The organism is Pseudokineococcus lusitanus (assembly GCF_003751265.1).
In the GTDB taxonomy this organism is placed as follows: domain Bacteria; phylum Actinomycetota; class Actinomycetes; order Actinomycetales; family Quadrisphaeraceae; genus Pseudokineococcus; species Pseudokineococcus lusitanus.
Genome location: NZ_RJKN01000006.1, coordinates 146,406 through 160,596, shown reverse-complemented (window position 1 = coordinate 160,596; position 14,191 = coordinate 146,406). Strand labels below are relative to the sequence as shown.

Genomic DNA, 14,191 nt, shown 5'->3' with positions numbered 1-14,191 from the left:
GACGTGCTGGGACAACGGCTCTCCGGAGGGACGTCGGGCGGTCACGAGCCCGAGGACGTCGCGCGCGCGGCCGCACCGGGGTGTCGGCGGCGCAGCAGCGCGCCCTGCGGGCCCGGTCGCGCGACCGGGCCCGCAGACAACTCTAAGGCGTCCCGAGGGTTGCCGTGGGCGTCACCGGACGGCGTTGCGGGCGAGCTCCTGGGCCTGGCGCGGCCACCAGGTACCGGCGGCGGGGCCGCCGCCGCACGTCCCGTCCGACTGCCCGGGCCGCTTGATCCACAGCAGCGCGTCCAGGGCGGTGCCGTCCTGGACGGCCCGCGGCGTGGTCCCGAGGCCGCGACCGGTGGGGTTGCACCACGTCGACCCCGGGCCCTGCCCGTTGCGCGAGGTGTCCACGACGAAGCGCTTGCCGCCGAGCAGCGCCGACAGCCGCTGGCCGTAGGCCCGCTCGTCGGCGGTCGTCCGGAAGTTGCTGACGTTCGTGGCGAAGCCGCGGGCGCGGTCGACGCCGGCCTGGCGCAGGCGCGTGGCCATGACCTCGGGGGTCGTCCAGCCGGAGTGGCCGGCGTCGAGGTAGACGACGGCGCCCGCGTCCGCCAGGACGGTGACGGCGTCGCGCAGCAGGCCGACGCGGTCGCCCTGCGGGCAGGCGCCCAGCTGCGCGAGGGCGTCCGGCTCGAGCACGACGGCCGTCCCGGTCCCGCGCAGGCCGTCGGCGACGGCGCGCACCCAGGTGCGGTAGGCGTCGGGCGCCAGCCCGCCCGCCGAGTAGCTGCCGCAGTCCCGCCCGGGGATCGCGTAGACGGTGAGGACACCCGTGCGGCCGGCCGCCCGTGCGGCCGTCGCGTACCGCCCGACCTCGGAGCGGACCGCGCTCGCGCTGAGCCAGTCGCCGACCCACAGCGACGTCGCCGGGGACGCGGTCCGCAGCTCCAGCTCGCGCAGCGCGGGGTCTGCCTGCCGGCGCGCGTCCCGCAGCGCGGTGGACGCCGGGTCCGCGAAAGGCGCTGCGGCGGCGAAGGGGTTGCCCGTGGTCGGGGCAGGCGTCGTGGGCGGGGGCGGCGTCGGCGTGGGGCGGACGACCGGCGTCGTGGGGCCGGGTACGAGGGCGATCCAGCCGGCGAAGAGGTTGCGGTCGCACGTCGCGGTGCGGTGGTCGTTGAGGAAGGTGACGACGACCTGGTGGCGGCCTGCGCTCACGGGATCGCCCACCGGGTACTCCCACCAGCCCGAGGCGTTGACCACCTGCACGGTCCCGAGGGTCCGCCCGTCGACGGCCACCTGCGCCCGGGGCGCCCCCGCGCACTGGTCGCCGCGCGCCCGCAGCACCACCCGTCCCGCGCCGGTCAGCGTCGTCGTCGCCGACCCCGGCGAGCGGAGCAGCGCCTCGGTCCCGCCGGGCGTCCCGGTCGCCGCGCGGACCGCCCCCGCCCCGGCGGAGAGGGTCCACGACCGGCTGGCGACCGGCTCGGCCCCGACGGCCGGCGCCCCGGTCCCCGTGAGCAGGGCGGCGGTGACGACGGCGGTCCCCACCTGGGCCAGGAGGCGATGGCGGCGAGAGGTGGCGTGGCGGACGGGCATCGGGTCTCCTGGCTGCGCGACGAGGTGGGGCGTTCCCCGGTGCCCTCGTCGCGGGGCGGGGGGGACTTGACGGCGCAGCGCTCGTCACCGGAGGCGTCCGTGACCGGCGCCGTGGTCGGCGGGCGGCCAACCCCCTGCCGGGCCCTGTGACAAACGCTCTGCCACAGCGCCTTCGGCCAGAAAACGCGAAGGCGTGGAGGTCAAGTGACTGCGCCCCGGATCACATGTGACACGGATCACAGTTTAACCCGGCCGTGATCTGGCGGATGTGCCGATCTGTTGCAGTCCGGGTCACATCGGGCACCGGCCGCCTTCTCCGCGTCAGGGGCGATCACGCCTTGTGACTGCCGACGGAGAGAAGTCACCTGCCGTGAACTTCGTTGTCACGCAGCGTGGATATGGTCCTGAGGACGAGCCGCGCGGGGGGACTGCGCGATGACTCTTCGTCCAAGGGGGACTCCGATGAACGGTCTGCTTCAGCCTGCCCGGATGCGGTCGGTGACGCTCGCGTGAGCGTCACGGAGGGCATCCACCGGGACAACATCCACACGTACGACGCCTACACGCGTCTGGCCGGGCCGCTCACCGACCCGGGCCCCGGGCCCTACACGGTCCGCTTCCGCAACCTCATCGCCCGGGACGGCCGCCGCCGGCACGCCTACCCGCTGCTGGCCGCCGCCGTGGTCTTCGAGGTGACCTTCCTCGTCTGGCTGCTGCAGCCGGCGCACCACCCCACCGACCTCGTCGGGTGGGCGCACTACGTGAGCTTCGGGCTCATCGCCGCCGTCGGCCTCATCGAGGTGCTGCGGCTCATCAACGTCACCACCCTCGTGCGGGCGACTCTCAACGCGGCCGACCCGGTCCCCGTGCTGCCCGAGGCCGGTCATCGTCTGGCGTTCCTCACCACCATCGTCCCCGGCAAGGAGCCGGTGGAGATGGCGGAGAAGACGCTCGTGGCCGCCAAGGCCATCCGCCACGACGGCGTCCTGGACATCTGGTTGCTCGACGAGGGGGACGACCCCGACGTGCGGGCGATGTGCGAGCGGATCGGTGTCCGCCACTTCACCCGCCACGGGGTCGAGAAGTGGAACCAGGAGTCCGGCAAGCACAAGCGCAGGACCAAGCACGGCAACTACAACGCCTGGTTCGTCGAGCACGGCCACGCCTACGACTTCTGGGTGTCGGTCGACACCGACCACGTCCCGCACCCGGACCTCGCGCGCCGGCTGATGGGGTACTTCCGCGACCCGGACGTCGCCTTCGTCGTCGGCCCCCAGGTGTACGGGCAGAACCACGACAACTTCGTCACCAAGGCGAGCGAGTCCCAGCAGTACCTGTTCCACTCGGTGCTGCAGCGCGCCGGGAACCGCTGGACCACGCCGATGTTCGTGGGCACCAACAACGCCGTCCGGCTGCAGGCGCTGCGGGAGATCGACGGGCTCGCCGACTCGATCACCGAGGACGCAGCCACGTCGCTCGTGTGGCACACCCGGAAGAACAGCCTGACCGGTCGCACGTGGAAGTCGGTCTACACGCCCGACGTGCTCGCCGTCGGCGAGGGCCCGGGGAACTGGTCGGACTTCTTCACCCAGCAGAACCGATGGGCGCGCGGCACCAACGAGGTGATGGTCCGCTCCTTCCACAGGTTCGCCGCCAAGCTCTCCTGGGGCCGGCGCCTGCACTACCTGTTCCTCATGTCGTACTACCCGTCGGCGGCGATGAGCTGGATCCTCGGCAACATCAACGTCGCCATCTACCTGTGGACGGGGGCCGGCGGCGTCCGGGTGGCGGCCAACATCTGGTTGATGCTGTACCTGAACGCCGCGGTGATGCAGGTGGGCATCTACTTCTGGAACCGTCGGTACAACGTCTCTCCCCACGAGGAGGAGGGGTCCTCCGGCATCCTCGGGATGTTCGTGTCGATCCTCTCGGCGCCCATGTACGTGGTCGCGCTGATCGACGCGGTCCGCGGCAAGAACGTCCCCTTCGCGGTCACCCCGAAGGGCTCCGGATCGGTCGGCGACAGCCTCGCGGTCTTCCGCAAGAACATCGCCTGGGGCGTGCTCATCGGCATCTCGCTCGTGGCGTCGGCCGTCCTCGGCCACCACCACCCCACGATGCTGTTCTGGGCCTTCCTCGCCCTGGCCATCTGCTTCACGCCGGTGCTGATCTGGAAGGGCACCGAGCTGCACGGCGCCTCGGTCACCCGCCGTGCCGGCCGGCGCATCCCCCACCAGCGGGTGCGCACGGCCGCCCCCCGCGACCTCGTCGTGCCGCTCGACACCGACCACCAGCCCGACACGCCCGCCGTCCTGGAGGCCCGCCCGTGAAGCGCAGCACCGCCCTCAAGCTCCGCAACCGCGCGGTCGTCGGCGGCGTCGCCGTCCTGCTGGTCGCCGTCAACGGCCCTCAGGTCGCGATCGGCACGGACCGTGCGTCGACCTTCTGGCAGGAGTCGCGGCCCGACTACATGGCCGCCAACGGCTCGTGGACGACGGTCGAGCTCCCCCCGGAGTACCAGCTCAACGGGGTCCACTCCGTGCTGCTGGCCACCGGCAAGGTGCTCGTCGTCGCCGGGTCCGGCAACAACGAGCACCACTTCGAGGCCGGGACGTTCCGCACCCTGCTGTGGGACCCCGCCACCGACCAGATGCGCACCATCGACACGCCGGAGGACCTCTTCTGCGGCGGCCACGCCTTCCTGCCCAACGGCAACGTCCTCATCGCCGGCGGCACGAAGAAGTACGAGGTGCTCGAGTCCGACGTCGAGCGAGCCGCCGGTGTCCTGACGATCCACAACGACGCCATCTACGAGGTCGACACCCCGGTCCCGGTCGGCACCGTCTTCGTCGACGACGCCACCGGCGTGGAGTACCGCACCACCGAGGACACCGTCCTGCCGATGGTGCGCAAGCTCGCCGGGGGCGGCAAGGAGCCCACCTCCGTACGGGTGTGGGTCGAGGCGGTCGAGCCCGGCACCGGCGACGACTTCACCGGCGAGGGCCACCAGCTCACCTGGAAGGGCGACGACCGCCCCGGCCTCTACGGCCAGGCCGACACCATCGACTCCGCCAAGCAGGACTACTGGGGCCTCGACGCGTCCTACGAGTTCGACATCTACAAGGAGCAGTACGTCGAGGTCGGCGACCTCAACCGGGCGCGCTGGTACCCCTCGCTCTTCTCCGCCGCCGGGTCGAACCCGGACGACGACTCGATCTTCGCCGTGTCGGGTCTCGACGAGTACGGCCAGTTCATCGACGAGAACCAGGGCACCACGGAGGAGTACGACGTCCACGCCAAGACGTGGACGCCGCGCCCCGACCTCGACATGCCTTTCCCGACGTACCCGGCGCTCTTCCGCGGTGCGGACGGGAAGATCCTCTACTCGGGCTCCTCCACCGGCTACGGCCCCGCCGAGCGGCTGCGGGCGCCCGGCACCTGGGACCTGACCACCAACGAGTTCGCCGAGATCCCCGGGGGCCTGCGTGAGCCGGAGATGAACGAGACGTCGAGCTCGATCCTCCTCGCCCCGGCGCAGGAGCAGGACGTGCTCGTCGCCGGCGGCGGCCCCGTGGGCGACACCCCCGGCTCGACCGCCCGTGTCGACGTCATCAGCTTCGACGACGCCCGGGTCACGCCGGCGCCCGACCTGGTGCAGCCCGGGCGGTACGTCTCGGCGGTCAACCTGCCGACGGACGACGTACTGCTGACCGGCGGGTCCCGCGGGTACCGCGGCTCGAACAGGTCCGACAACTTCGCCGCGCAGCTGTACACGCCGGCCACCAACACGATGGAGGAGGTCGCGCCGAACCACGTCGGGCGCAACTACCACTCCGAGGCGTTGCTGCTGCCCGACGGCTCGGTCCTCACCCTGGGGTCGGACCCCCTGTACGGCGACGCCGAGAACGAGACCGCCGGGACCTTCGAGAAGCGCTTCGAGATCTACCAGCCGCCGTACTTCTTCACCGAGGGTGCCCGACCCATGGTCCTCAAGGCGCCCGAGTCGGTGGAGCGGGGCACGACCTTCGAGGTCCGCGCGTCGGGGAACATCGCCTCCGCCCGCCTGGTGCGTCCGTCCGCCGTCACCCACGTCACCGACACCGAGCAGCGGTCGGTCGCCCTGGACGTCGAGCGGACCGGTTCCGGTGCCCTGGCGCTGACGCTGGACGCCAACGAGAACCTCACGCCGGCAGGTCACTACATGCTCTTCCTCGTCGACGAGAACGGGAAGCCGTCGGTCGCGCAGTGGGTGCACGTCCCGTGAGGGTCACCGCGGCGGTCGCGCTGCTCGGCGTCCTCGCCCTGGCGGGCTGCGGGACGGTCCCGTCACCCCCCGAGGAGCCGCAGGCGCCGCAGGCCCTCTTCGGCGGGATGCCGCTGTACGTCGACCCGGCGAGCCCCGCGGCGGTCGAGGCGGCGACCGCCGAGGCCGCAGGGCGCTACGCGGACGCCGACGCCTACGCGGTGATCGCCGAGCAGCCCGTGGCCACCTGGTTCTCCGGTCAGCAGGAGGACACCTTCGCCGCGGCCGAACGCCTCACCACGGCGGCGGCCCGGGCCGGGCAGGTCCCCGTCCTCGTGGTCTACAACATGCCCCACCGGGACTGCGGGCAGTACTCCGCCGGGGGGGCCGCCGACGCGCAGACGTACTACGACTGGCTCGGCGCCCTGTCCGCGGGCATCGGGGACCGGCCGGCCCTCGTCGTGCTCGAGCCGGACGCGGTGACGCACGCCCTCCAGGGCTGCGGCGCCGGCGAGGCGCCCGAGGACACCTATGCCCTGCTGACCACGGCCGTGGACATCCTCGGCCAGCGCGAGGCCACGCAGGTCTACGTGGACGCGGGGCACGCGGGCTGGGTCGAGGACGCGGAGGCGCTGGCCGCGGCCCTGCGGGAGTCGGGCGTCTCGCGGGCCGACGGCTTCGCCTTGAACACGTCCAACTTCCAGACCACGGCCGACTCCCTGCGCTACGGCGAGGAGCTCTCCGACCTGCTCGACGGGACGTCCTTCGTCGTCGACACCTCGCGGAACGGCAACGGGCCGCCGGAGGCCGCGGCCGGTGACGTCGACGCGTGGTGCAACCCGCCCGGGCGGGCGCTGGGGGACTCACCCACGTTCGCCACCGGGTCACCGCTCGCCGTCGCCTTCCTCTGGGTGAAGCAGCCGGGCAACTCCGACGGGGCGTGCCGGGACGGCGAGCCCGAGGCCGGCGCCTGGTGGCCGGAGCAGGCGCGCGCCCTGGTCCGGGACCGCGGCGGCGCGCAGCTCCTGCCGCCCGGGGACGGCTGAGCAGCCGTCGTCCGGTCGCGGCCGTCGGCGACGCCGACCGCGACCCACCGCCCGGGGCGCCCGACGGCGCCCCGGGCCCGGCACCACCACGCCCGGGCGGGGGCGGCCCGACGGACGGGCGCCACCCGGAGGGCACCACGACGAGGGGGGAACCTCATGTGCACGTGCACCACCACGACCGTCCTGGCCGTCGGCTCGCACCCGGACGACATCGAGCTCGGCTGCGGGGGAGCCCTCGCCAAGCACGTCGCCCGGGGGGACCGGGTGATCATGCTCGTCATCACGACGGGCCAGGCGGGTCCCGGCGACGTCACCGCCCGTACCCGCGAGCAGGAGGAGGCCGCCGCCGTCCTGGGCGCCGAGCTGCGGTGGGGCGGGCTGCCGGACGGGTCGGTGTCGGCCCACGAGCTGCAGCTGGTGCACACCATCGAGAGCCTCATCCGCCAGGAGGGCGTCGACGTCGTCTACACCCACGGGCTGCAGGACACGCACCAGGACCACCGTGCCGTCGCGCTCGCCACGCTGGGTGCGGCTCGCCACTGCAAGCGCGTGCTCTGCTACGACTCGCCGTCGAGCTACCACTTCGCCCCGTCCGTCTTCGTCGACATCACCGACGCCTTCGACAAGAAGGTCACCGCCCTGCGGTGCCACGCCTCCCAGGTGGCGCACTCCGCCATGGCGTCGACGTCCCTGGTGACGACGCAGGCGGGCTACCGGGGCTTCCAGGCACGCGTCGAGCACGCCGAGGGCTTCGTGCCCCACCGGGTGCAGCTCGACGTGTGACGGGTCGCGCGGCGTCCCCCTTCAGCCGCGCGACCGGGCGTCGTCCCCCGACGCCCCGCACCCTGCTCCCGCCCTGCGCGGGAGCGGGGTGCGGTCGTCGGGACGTCCGGCTCCTCCCGGTCCGAGATGGTCGGTCCGTCCCGACCGTCCCGAGGCGCGGACGTGCTGAAGCCGGGGGCGGAAGCGGCCGATAGTGCGGCATGGCCACCTCTGACGGCTCCTGCTCCACGGGCTCCGCCGGCACCCGCCGGGCGACGTCCGCGCTCGTGCGGCAGCGCTCCGCCTGCACCGCAGCCGCCCCCGCGGCGCGCCCCGCCGAGGGGCGCCGCGCCGTCGACGAGGCGTGGTGGCGCGACGCGGTCGTCTACCAGGTGTACCTGCGCTCCTTCGCCGACGCGGACGGCGACGGCGTCGGCGACGTCGAGGGCCTCCGCTCCCGCCTGCCGTACCTCGCGTGGCTCGGCGTCGACGCCCTCTGGCTCACCCCGCACTACCCGTCGGGCGGCGCGGACGGCGGCTACGACGTCACCGACTACCGCGCCGTCGACGCCGAGCTCGGCTCCGTCGACGACGTCGCCCGTCTCGTCGAGGACGCCCACGCCCTCGGCCTGCGCGTCCTGCTCGACGTCGTCCCCAACCACACCTCCGACGCCCACCCGTGGTTCCGCGAGGCCGTCGCCGACCCGACCTCCGAGCACGCCCGCAAGTACGTCTTCGCCCCGCCGTCGCCGGAGCCGCCCAACAACTGGGTCAGCCTCTTCGGCGGGCCGGCGTGGTCGCGCACGCCCGACGGCCGCTGGTACCTCCACCTCTTCTCGCCGGAGCAGCCCGACCTCGACTGGCGCGAGCCGACCGTCGCCGACGACTTCGAGGAGTCGCTGCGCTTCTGGCTCGACCTCGGCGTCGACGGCTTCCGGGTCGACGTCGCCTACGGCCTCTTCAAGGACCGCGAGCTCCGCGACAACCCCGGCACCTACTCGCCGACCCTCTTCGGCCACGGCGACGAGCAGCGGCACACGTGGGACCAGCCCGAGGTGCACGACGTGTGGCGCCGCTGGCGCGCGCTCGTCGACTCGTACGAGGCGGCCGACGGCGCGCCCCGCATGCTCGTCGGCGAGGTCTGCCTCTCCGACCTCGACCGGGTCGCCGCCTACGTGCGGCCCGACGAGATGCACCAGTCCTTCGCCTTCCGGCTGCTCAAGTCGCCGTGGGACGCCAAGGCCTTCGCCGACGGCGTCGGCACGGCGCTCGAGGCCTTCGACAAGGTCGGCGCGCCGGTCTCGTGGGTCCTCGGGAACCACGACAAGGACCGCCAGGTCACCCGCTTCGGCGGCGGCGCGCACGGCCTCTCGCGCGCCCGCTCCGCGGCGATGCTCCTGCTCGCGCTGCCGGGCTCCCCGTACCTCTACGCCGGCGAGGAGCTGGGCCTGCCGCAGGTCGTCGTCCCCGACGCCGTGAAGAAGGACCCGATCTTCTTCCGGTCCGGGGGGCTGCGCAGCGGCCGTGACGGCTGCCGGATCCCGCTGCCGTGGACGACGACGACGGAGGACGGCTCGGCGTGGGGCTTCTCGCCCGCCGGGACGGGCGCCTCGTGGCTGCCGCAGCCCGCCGGCTGGGAGGACCTCTCCGTCGAGCGCCAGGCGGTCGACCCGACGTCGACCCTGCGCCTCTACCGCGAGGCGCTGCTCGTGCGGCGCGAGTCCCGCGTGCTCGGCCGCGCCGGCGCCCGGCTCGAGCGGCGCGGCGACCTCCTCGCCGTCCACGTCGGCGAGGGCGGCCCCGGGGCCGTGACGTGCTTCGTCAACATGGGCCACGAGGACACCGCCGTGCCCGCGGGCGCCGAGGTCCTCCTCGTCTCCGAGCCGTCCGTCGACCACGGCGACGGCTGGGTGCACCTGCCCGCCAGCACGGCCGTGTGGGTGCGCCAGGGCTGAGGCCGTGCCCTTGCCGGGGTGAGCCGGGGCCCGCAGGATCGCCCTGCCGCGCGGTGCCGACGCCGCGCGCGGAGGAGGACCCGTGAGCGCCCCGTTCGTCCACCCCGCCCACGAGCCGGTGGCCCGCGCGGCCGCCGGCTTCGCCCGCGCGCACGCCGACCTCGTCGCGCTGCGCCCCGAGCCGCTGCACCTGCTGGCGCGCACCCGCCACGAGGGCCGGCGCACGGGGCTGGTCTCCGGCGGCGGCGCCGGTCACGAGCCGCTGCACGTCGGCCTCCTCGGCCCCGGCCTGCTCGACGGCGCCGCACCGGGTCTCGTCTTCACGTCCCCGCACAACCGGCAGGTGCTCGAGGCCGGCCGGTCCGCCGCCGGGCCCGAGGGCGTCGTGCTCGTCGTGAAGAACTACACGGGCGACGTCGTCAACTTCCGCATCGCCGCCGAGCGGCTGCGTCTCGAGGGCGTCCGCGTCGGCGAGGTGCTCGTCGACGACGACCTCGCCACCGACTCCGCGGACAACGCCGCCGGGCGGCGCGGGACCGCGGCGACGGTCGTCGTCGAGAAGCTCCTCGGCGCGGCGGCGGACGAGGGGCGCGGGGTCGACGACCTCGCGGACCTCGGCGCCCGCGTGGCCGCGGCCAGCCGCAGCCTCGCCGTCGCCTCGCGCGCGCAGACCGACCCGACCACGGGCGAGCCGGCGTTCGCCCTCGGCCCGGACGAGCTGGAGCTCGGCGTCGGCATCCACGGCGAGCGCGCCGAGCGGACGGTGGCCCGCCCGCCGCTGCCGGACCTCGTCGACGACCTCGTCGGCCAGGTCCTCGACGCGCTGCCCGCCGGGGGCGGCGACGGGCTCCTCGTCGTCGTCAACGGCCTCGGCGCGACGACGCAGCTCGAGCTCTACGCCGTCCTCGAGGAGGTGGCGGAGGCGCTGGGCCGCCGGGGCGCCGCCGTCGCCGACGCGCTCGTCGGCACCTACGTCGCGGCCCTCGACATGCACGGCTTCTCGGTGACCCTCACGGCGCTCGAGCCGGGCTGGCTCGACCTGTGGCGCGCGCCGTCGTCGTCGGCCGCGCTGACGCGGGGGAGCGCGCCGGTCGTCGACGCGCCGTGGGTGGGCGGCGGGGCCACGGCCCCGGCCGCCGCGGGCGGGACGGACGGCGCCCCGGCCGCCGACGGCTCCGTGCCCGAGGGGGCGTCGGCCCCCGAGCGCACCCTGCGCCGGTGGGCCGGTGACGTCGAGACCGCCCACGGCGACCTCACCCGCCTCGACCGGCTCGCCGGCGACGGCGACTTCGGCGACAACGTGCGCGGTGGGTTGCGGCGTGTCGTCGCCCGCCTCGACGCCGACGGCCCCGCGTCCCGCCGCAGCGGCGCGGACGCGCTCGCCGCCGCGGGCGAGGTGTTCCTCGACGAGGTCGGCGGCACGAGCGGACCGATGGTCGGCCTGATGCTCGCCGAGCTGGCCGCCGCGGCCGAGCGGGCCGGGGGCGAGACCGCCGCCGACGACGCCGCCTGGCGCGACGGCCTCCGTGCCGGGCTCGCCGCCGTCCGGCGGGTCGGCGGCGCCGAGCCGGGCGACCGCACCCTCGTCGACGCCCTCGACCCCGCCGTCCGCGCGCTCGCCGACGGCGGGTCGCTCGCGGACGCCGCCGCGGCCGCGGCCGCGGGGGCCGACGCCACCGCGCGGGTGCGCGCCCGCCGCGGCCGCGCCGCCTACCTCGGCGACCGCGTCGTCGGGACGCCGGACCCGGGCGCCGTCGCCATGGCGATGCTCCTGCGGGCGGCGGCGGGCGACGCCGGCCCGGGCGACGCCGTCGCGGGGCTCCTGGCCGCCGGCCGCTGACGGGCCACCGCCCGGCGTCGCCCCGTCCCGGGAGCCTCCATCCCGCGATGTGTGGCCACGTCGCCCCGCCCGGCCGCCTCCTCCTCGCGATGTGTGGCCATGTGGCTCGTCGCGCGCACCGCCGAGCCGCGACGTGTGGCCATGTCGCGGCCCACGACGGCGCGTCCGCCCGCCCCGACGTCCGACGCAGCGCCCCGCGAGGTGGCCCAACGGTCTAGCGTCCGTCCGACTTGTCCGTTTGGCGACCCGTCGGAGGCCTCCCCGTGGCACCACACCTGCTCACCCCGAGGGCGGTGGGGCGCGGCGGGCTGGCGGCCGGCCTCGCGGCCCTGCTCGCCGCCGGCGTCGGGACGGCGGTCGCGCCGGCCACGGCGGCCGCGGAGCCCGGCGGGCCGGGCTCCGCGCTCGCGCCCGTCGACCCGGCCGACTGGGTCAACCAGGACGACATGACCTGGGACGACTACACGGCCGTCCCCGGGGCGCCCGCGGGCTGGGCCGACGGGACGGCGACGGGCTCCGTGCGCGAGTTCCGCGCCGCCGTCGTGCTCCTCGACTTCACCGACCAGCCGCTGCTCGTCACCCAGCCGCCCGGCTCGCACCCCTTCGGCAGCCCTGCCGAGGACTTCGAGCCGGTGGCCCCGGAGGACGCGCCGCAGTGGTGGGAGGACTACCTCAACACCCCGACCGAGGCCAACCACGGCCACACCATCACCGAGTACTGGATGGAGAACAGCAACGGCCGGTACTCGGTCGACGTCGACGCCTTCGGCACGTACACGCTGCCCGGCAAGCTCCACGAGTACGGGCTGGCCGGCCACGCGCCCGTGACGGGGCCGGACTCGGTCTGCCCGGCGGGCGACGACTGCACGAAGGACATCCGCACCGACGGCTTCGCCGCCTGGTACGCCGACCAGGGCGACGACGTCCACGAGGACTACGACGTCCTCTTCTGGGTCACCGCCGGCCACGACGAGTCCGGCACCTGGCAGGAGTTCGGCGACATGCAGTTCGCCGCGCCGGAGGACGTCCCCGCCGAGCTCGGCCCGCCCGGGGCGACCGAGGGGCCGGTCTACAACGACGCGGGCAACGAGATCCCGAGCTGGGCGCCGACCCGGTACGTGCCGTGGACGTCGTGGCGGTCGGCCGCGACGCACTGGCCGAACGCCACGAGCCGCGGCGTCATCCCCAACTCGACGCAGGCCGAGTCCAGCGGGCAGGCGGTCTTCCAGCACGAGATGAGCCACCTGCTGGGCATCGGCGACAACTACAACAACCCCTTCGGCGACCCGCCGGTCCGCTCGTACACGGGCCCGTGGGACATGCTGAGCCGCGGCTCCTTCAACGGCCCGGGCGGCACGCACCTGCGGTGGCAGGTGCCCAACGCGGGCGGTGCGTCGATGGGCTCGCACTTCACCCTCCGCAACAAGCAGCGGCTCGAGCTCGTCTCGCCCGAGCAGGTGCTCGGGCTGTCCCGGGCCGGGCTGGCGGCCGACGGCGTCGCCCGCGCGACGGTCCAGGCGCGGTCGGTCAACCGCGAGGGCGACCTCGCCGGCCTCACCGTCGCGCTCGACGACGACGGCCTCGGCGCGGGCGACCGCTCGTCCTGCCAGGCCGAGGGGTACGTCGGCACCGAGGCCTGGCGCTGCGACCGCGGCGGCTACGAGGGGTACTCGGTCGAGGTCGTCGACCGCATGGGCACCGACTCCTTCACGCCGTCGTCCGGCGTCCACGTGGCCAAGACGAAGCCCGTCGACCGCGCGCCCTTCGTCTGGACGGTCGACGCGAACCCGCAGGACATCGGGCTCACGGACTTCGTCCGCCCCGACGGCACGCCCGTCCCCGTGACGGTCGGCGACCAGCGCCAGCTCAACGACGCGATGTTCCGCGCGGGGACGCGCTCGGGCAGCCAGGACGAGCACGTCGACGAGGCCAACGGCCTCCACGTCTACGTCCTCGACCGGCAGCGCGACGCCGACGGCGTCCTGTCCTACGACGTCGCCGTCCGCTCGCTCGAGGGCTCCGGGGACCAGGCCCGCGGCGCGGCCCTCGACCTCGCCGGCGCCACCGCCGTCCCCGTCGACGGCGGCGCGGCGGCCGAGCTCCGTGTGCCGATGACGAACACCGGCGAGGCCGGGGAGGGCGCGTCCGACGGCGACGTCTACCGGCTCTCCTCCGCCGTCGCCGGCGGCTGGGAGGCGGTGCAGCCGTACGACCTCCTCGGCGCGACGGCCGGCGAGACGGTCGAGGTGCCGCTGCAGCTCGTCCGCGAGCCGGGCGGCCTCGGGACCGCGACCGTCACCGTGACGAGCGAGTCCGACCCGGGTGCCACGGCGACGGCCGAGGTCGCGGTGCACCCGCTGCTCGCGGCGTACGCGCAGGAGCTCGTCGCGGACCTCGGCGGCGAGGGCGCGCTCGGCGGCGGCGTCGAGGCGCGGCTCGCCTCGGCGCTCGCCACCGCCGCGCGGTCGACCGAGCGCGGTCTCGCCGCGCAGGCCGAGCGGTCGCTCGACCGCGCCGAGGCCCTGGCCTCGCGCGTCACGGACGAGACCGCCCGCGCCGACCTCCTCGCCGCGGTGGAGGTGCTCCGGGTCGGCTGACGCCGGGCCGCAGGACCGCCGGTGACGGTGGTCCGACGACGCGCCCCCGACCTGCGGCGACACGGGTCGGGGGCTCGTCGCTCGTCCGGGGGGCCGCACCCACGGCCGCACCCTGTCGACACCCCGCCCGCAGGAGCGCCTCCCGACCGCACCCTGTCGGCAGGGTG

Annotated in this window: 8 protein-coding genes; 7 read left to right on the top strand and 1 reads right to left on the bottom strand. The window is 75.0% G+C overall.

What is annotated here, in order from left to right; translation table 11 throughout:
- Positions 1–171: 171 nt before the first annotated feature.
- Complete coding sequence (locus EDC03_RS12250; protein ID WP_123380531.1) at positions 172–1,581, bottom strand: glycoside hydrolase family 6 protein; 1,410 nt, start codon at positions 1,579–1,581, stop codon at positions 172–174.
- A gap of 509 nt (positions 1,582–2,090) precedes the next feature.
- Here EDC03_RS12250 and EDC03_RS12245 point away from each other — a divergent pair.
- The 7 genes from EDC03_RS12245 to EDC03_RS18435 all read left to right on the top strand — a co-directional run bounded on the left by EDC03_RS12245 (position 2,091) and on the right by EDC03_RS18435 (position 14,024).
- Positions 2,091–3,911 carry a glycosyltransferase family 2 protein gene (locus tag EDC03_RS12245; protein WP_199720215.1) on the top strand — a complete coding sequence of 607 codons (1,821 nt, stop codon included), beginning with the start codon at positions 2,091–2,093 and terminating at the stop codon, positions 3,909–3,911.
- Complete coding sequence (locus EDC03_RS12240) at positions 3,908–5,845, top strand: galactose oxidase early set domain-containing protein (RefSeq protein ID WP_199720214.1); 1,938 nt, start codon at positions 3,908–3,910, stop codon at positions 5,843–5,845. Before EDC03_RS12245 ends, EDC03_RS12240 begins: the two co-directional genes overlap by 4 nt.
- Entirely contained in the window at positions 5,842–6,870 is a 1,029-nt protein-coding gene (locus EDC03_RS12235) for a glycoside hydrolase family 6 protein (RefSeq protein ID WP_199720213.1), read from the top strand. Before EDC03_RS12240 ends, EDC03_RS12235 begins: the two co-directional genes overlap by 4 nt.
- Positions 6,871–7,026: 156 nt before the next feature.
- Positions 7,027–7,653 (top strand): PIG-L deacetylase family protein, encoded by a 627-nt coding sequence (locus EDC03_RS12230; RefSeq protein WP_123380528.1) that lies wholly within the window; start codon positions 7,027–7,029, stop codon positions 7,651–7,653.
- Between the two features lie 200 nt (positions 7,654–7,853).
- Positions 7,854–9,587 carry a glycoside hydrolase family 13 protein gene (locus EDC03_RS12225; protein WP_123380527.1) on the top strand — a complete coding sequence of 578 codons (1,734 nt, stop codon included), beginning with the start codon at positions 7,854–7,856 and terminating at the stop codon, positions 9,585–9,587.
- An 82-nt stretch (positions 9,588–9,669) separates the two neighbouring features.
- The gene (locus EDC03_RS12220; RefSeq protein ID WP_123380526.1) at positions 9,670–11,427 is read left to right on the top strand and encodes a dihydroxyacetone kinase subunit DhaK; all 1,758 of its coding nucleotides are present in this window, start codon (positions 9,670–9,672) and stop codon (positions 11,425–11,427) included.
- 263 nt (positions 11,428–11,690) lie between these two features.
- Complete coding sequence (locus tag EDC03_RS18435; protein ID WP_199720212.1) at positions 11,691–14,024, top strand: M6 family metalloprotease domain-containing protein; 2,334 nt, start codon at positions 11,691–11,693, stop codon at positions 14,022–14,024.
- The last annotated feature ends 167 nt before the right edge of the window (positions 14,025–14,191 follow it).

Coding starts and splice junctions, on each gene's coding strand:
- EDC03_RS12225 (WP_123380527.1), top strand. CDS start 7,854: ATGGCCACCTCTGACGGCTCCTGCTCCACGGGCTCCGCCGGCACCCGC.
- EDC03_RS12230 (WP_123380528.1), top strand. CDS start 7,027: ATGTGCACGTGCACCACCACGACCGTCCTGGCCGTCGGCTCGCACCCG.
- EDC03_RS12250 (WP_123380531.1), bottom strand. CDS start 1,581: ATGCCCGTCCGCCACGCCACCTCTCGCCGCCATCGCCTCCTGGCCCAG.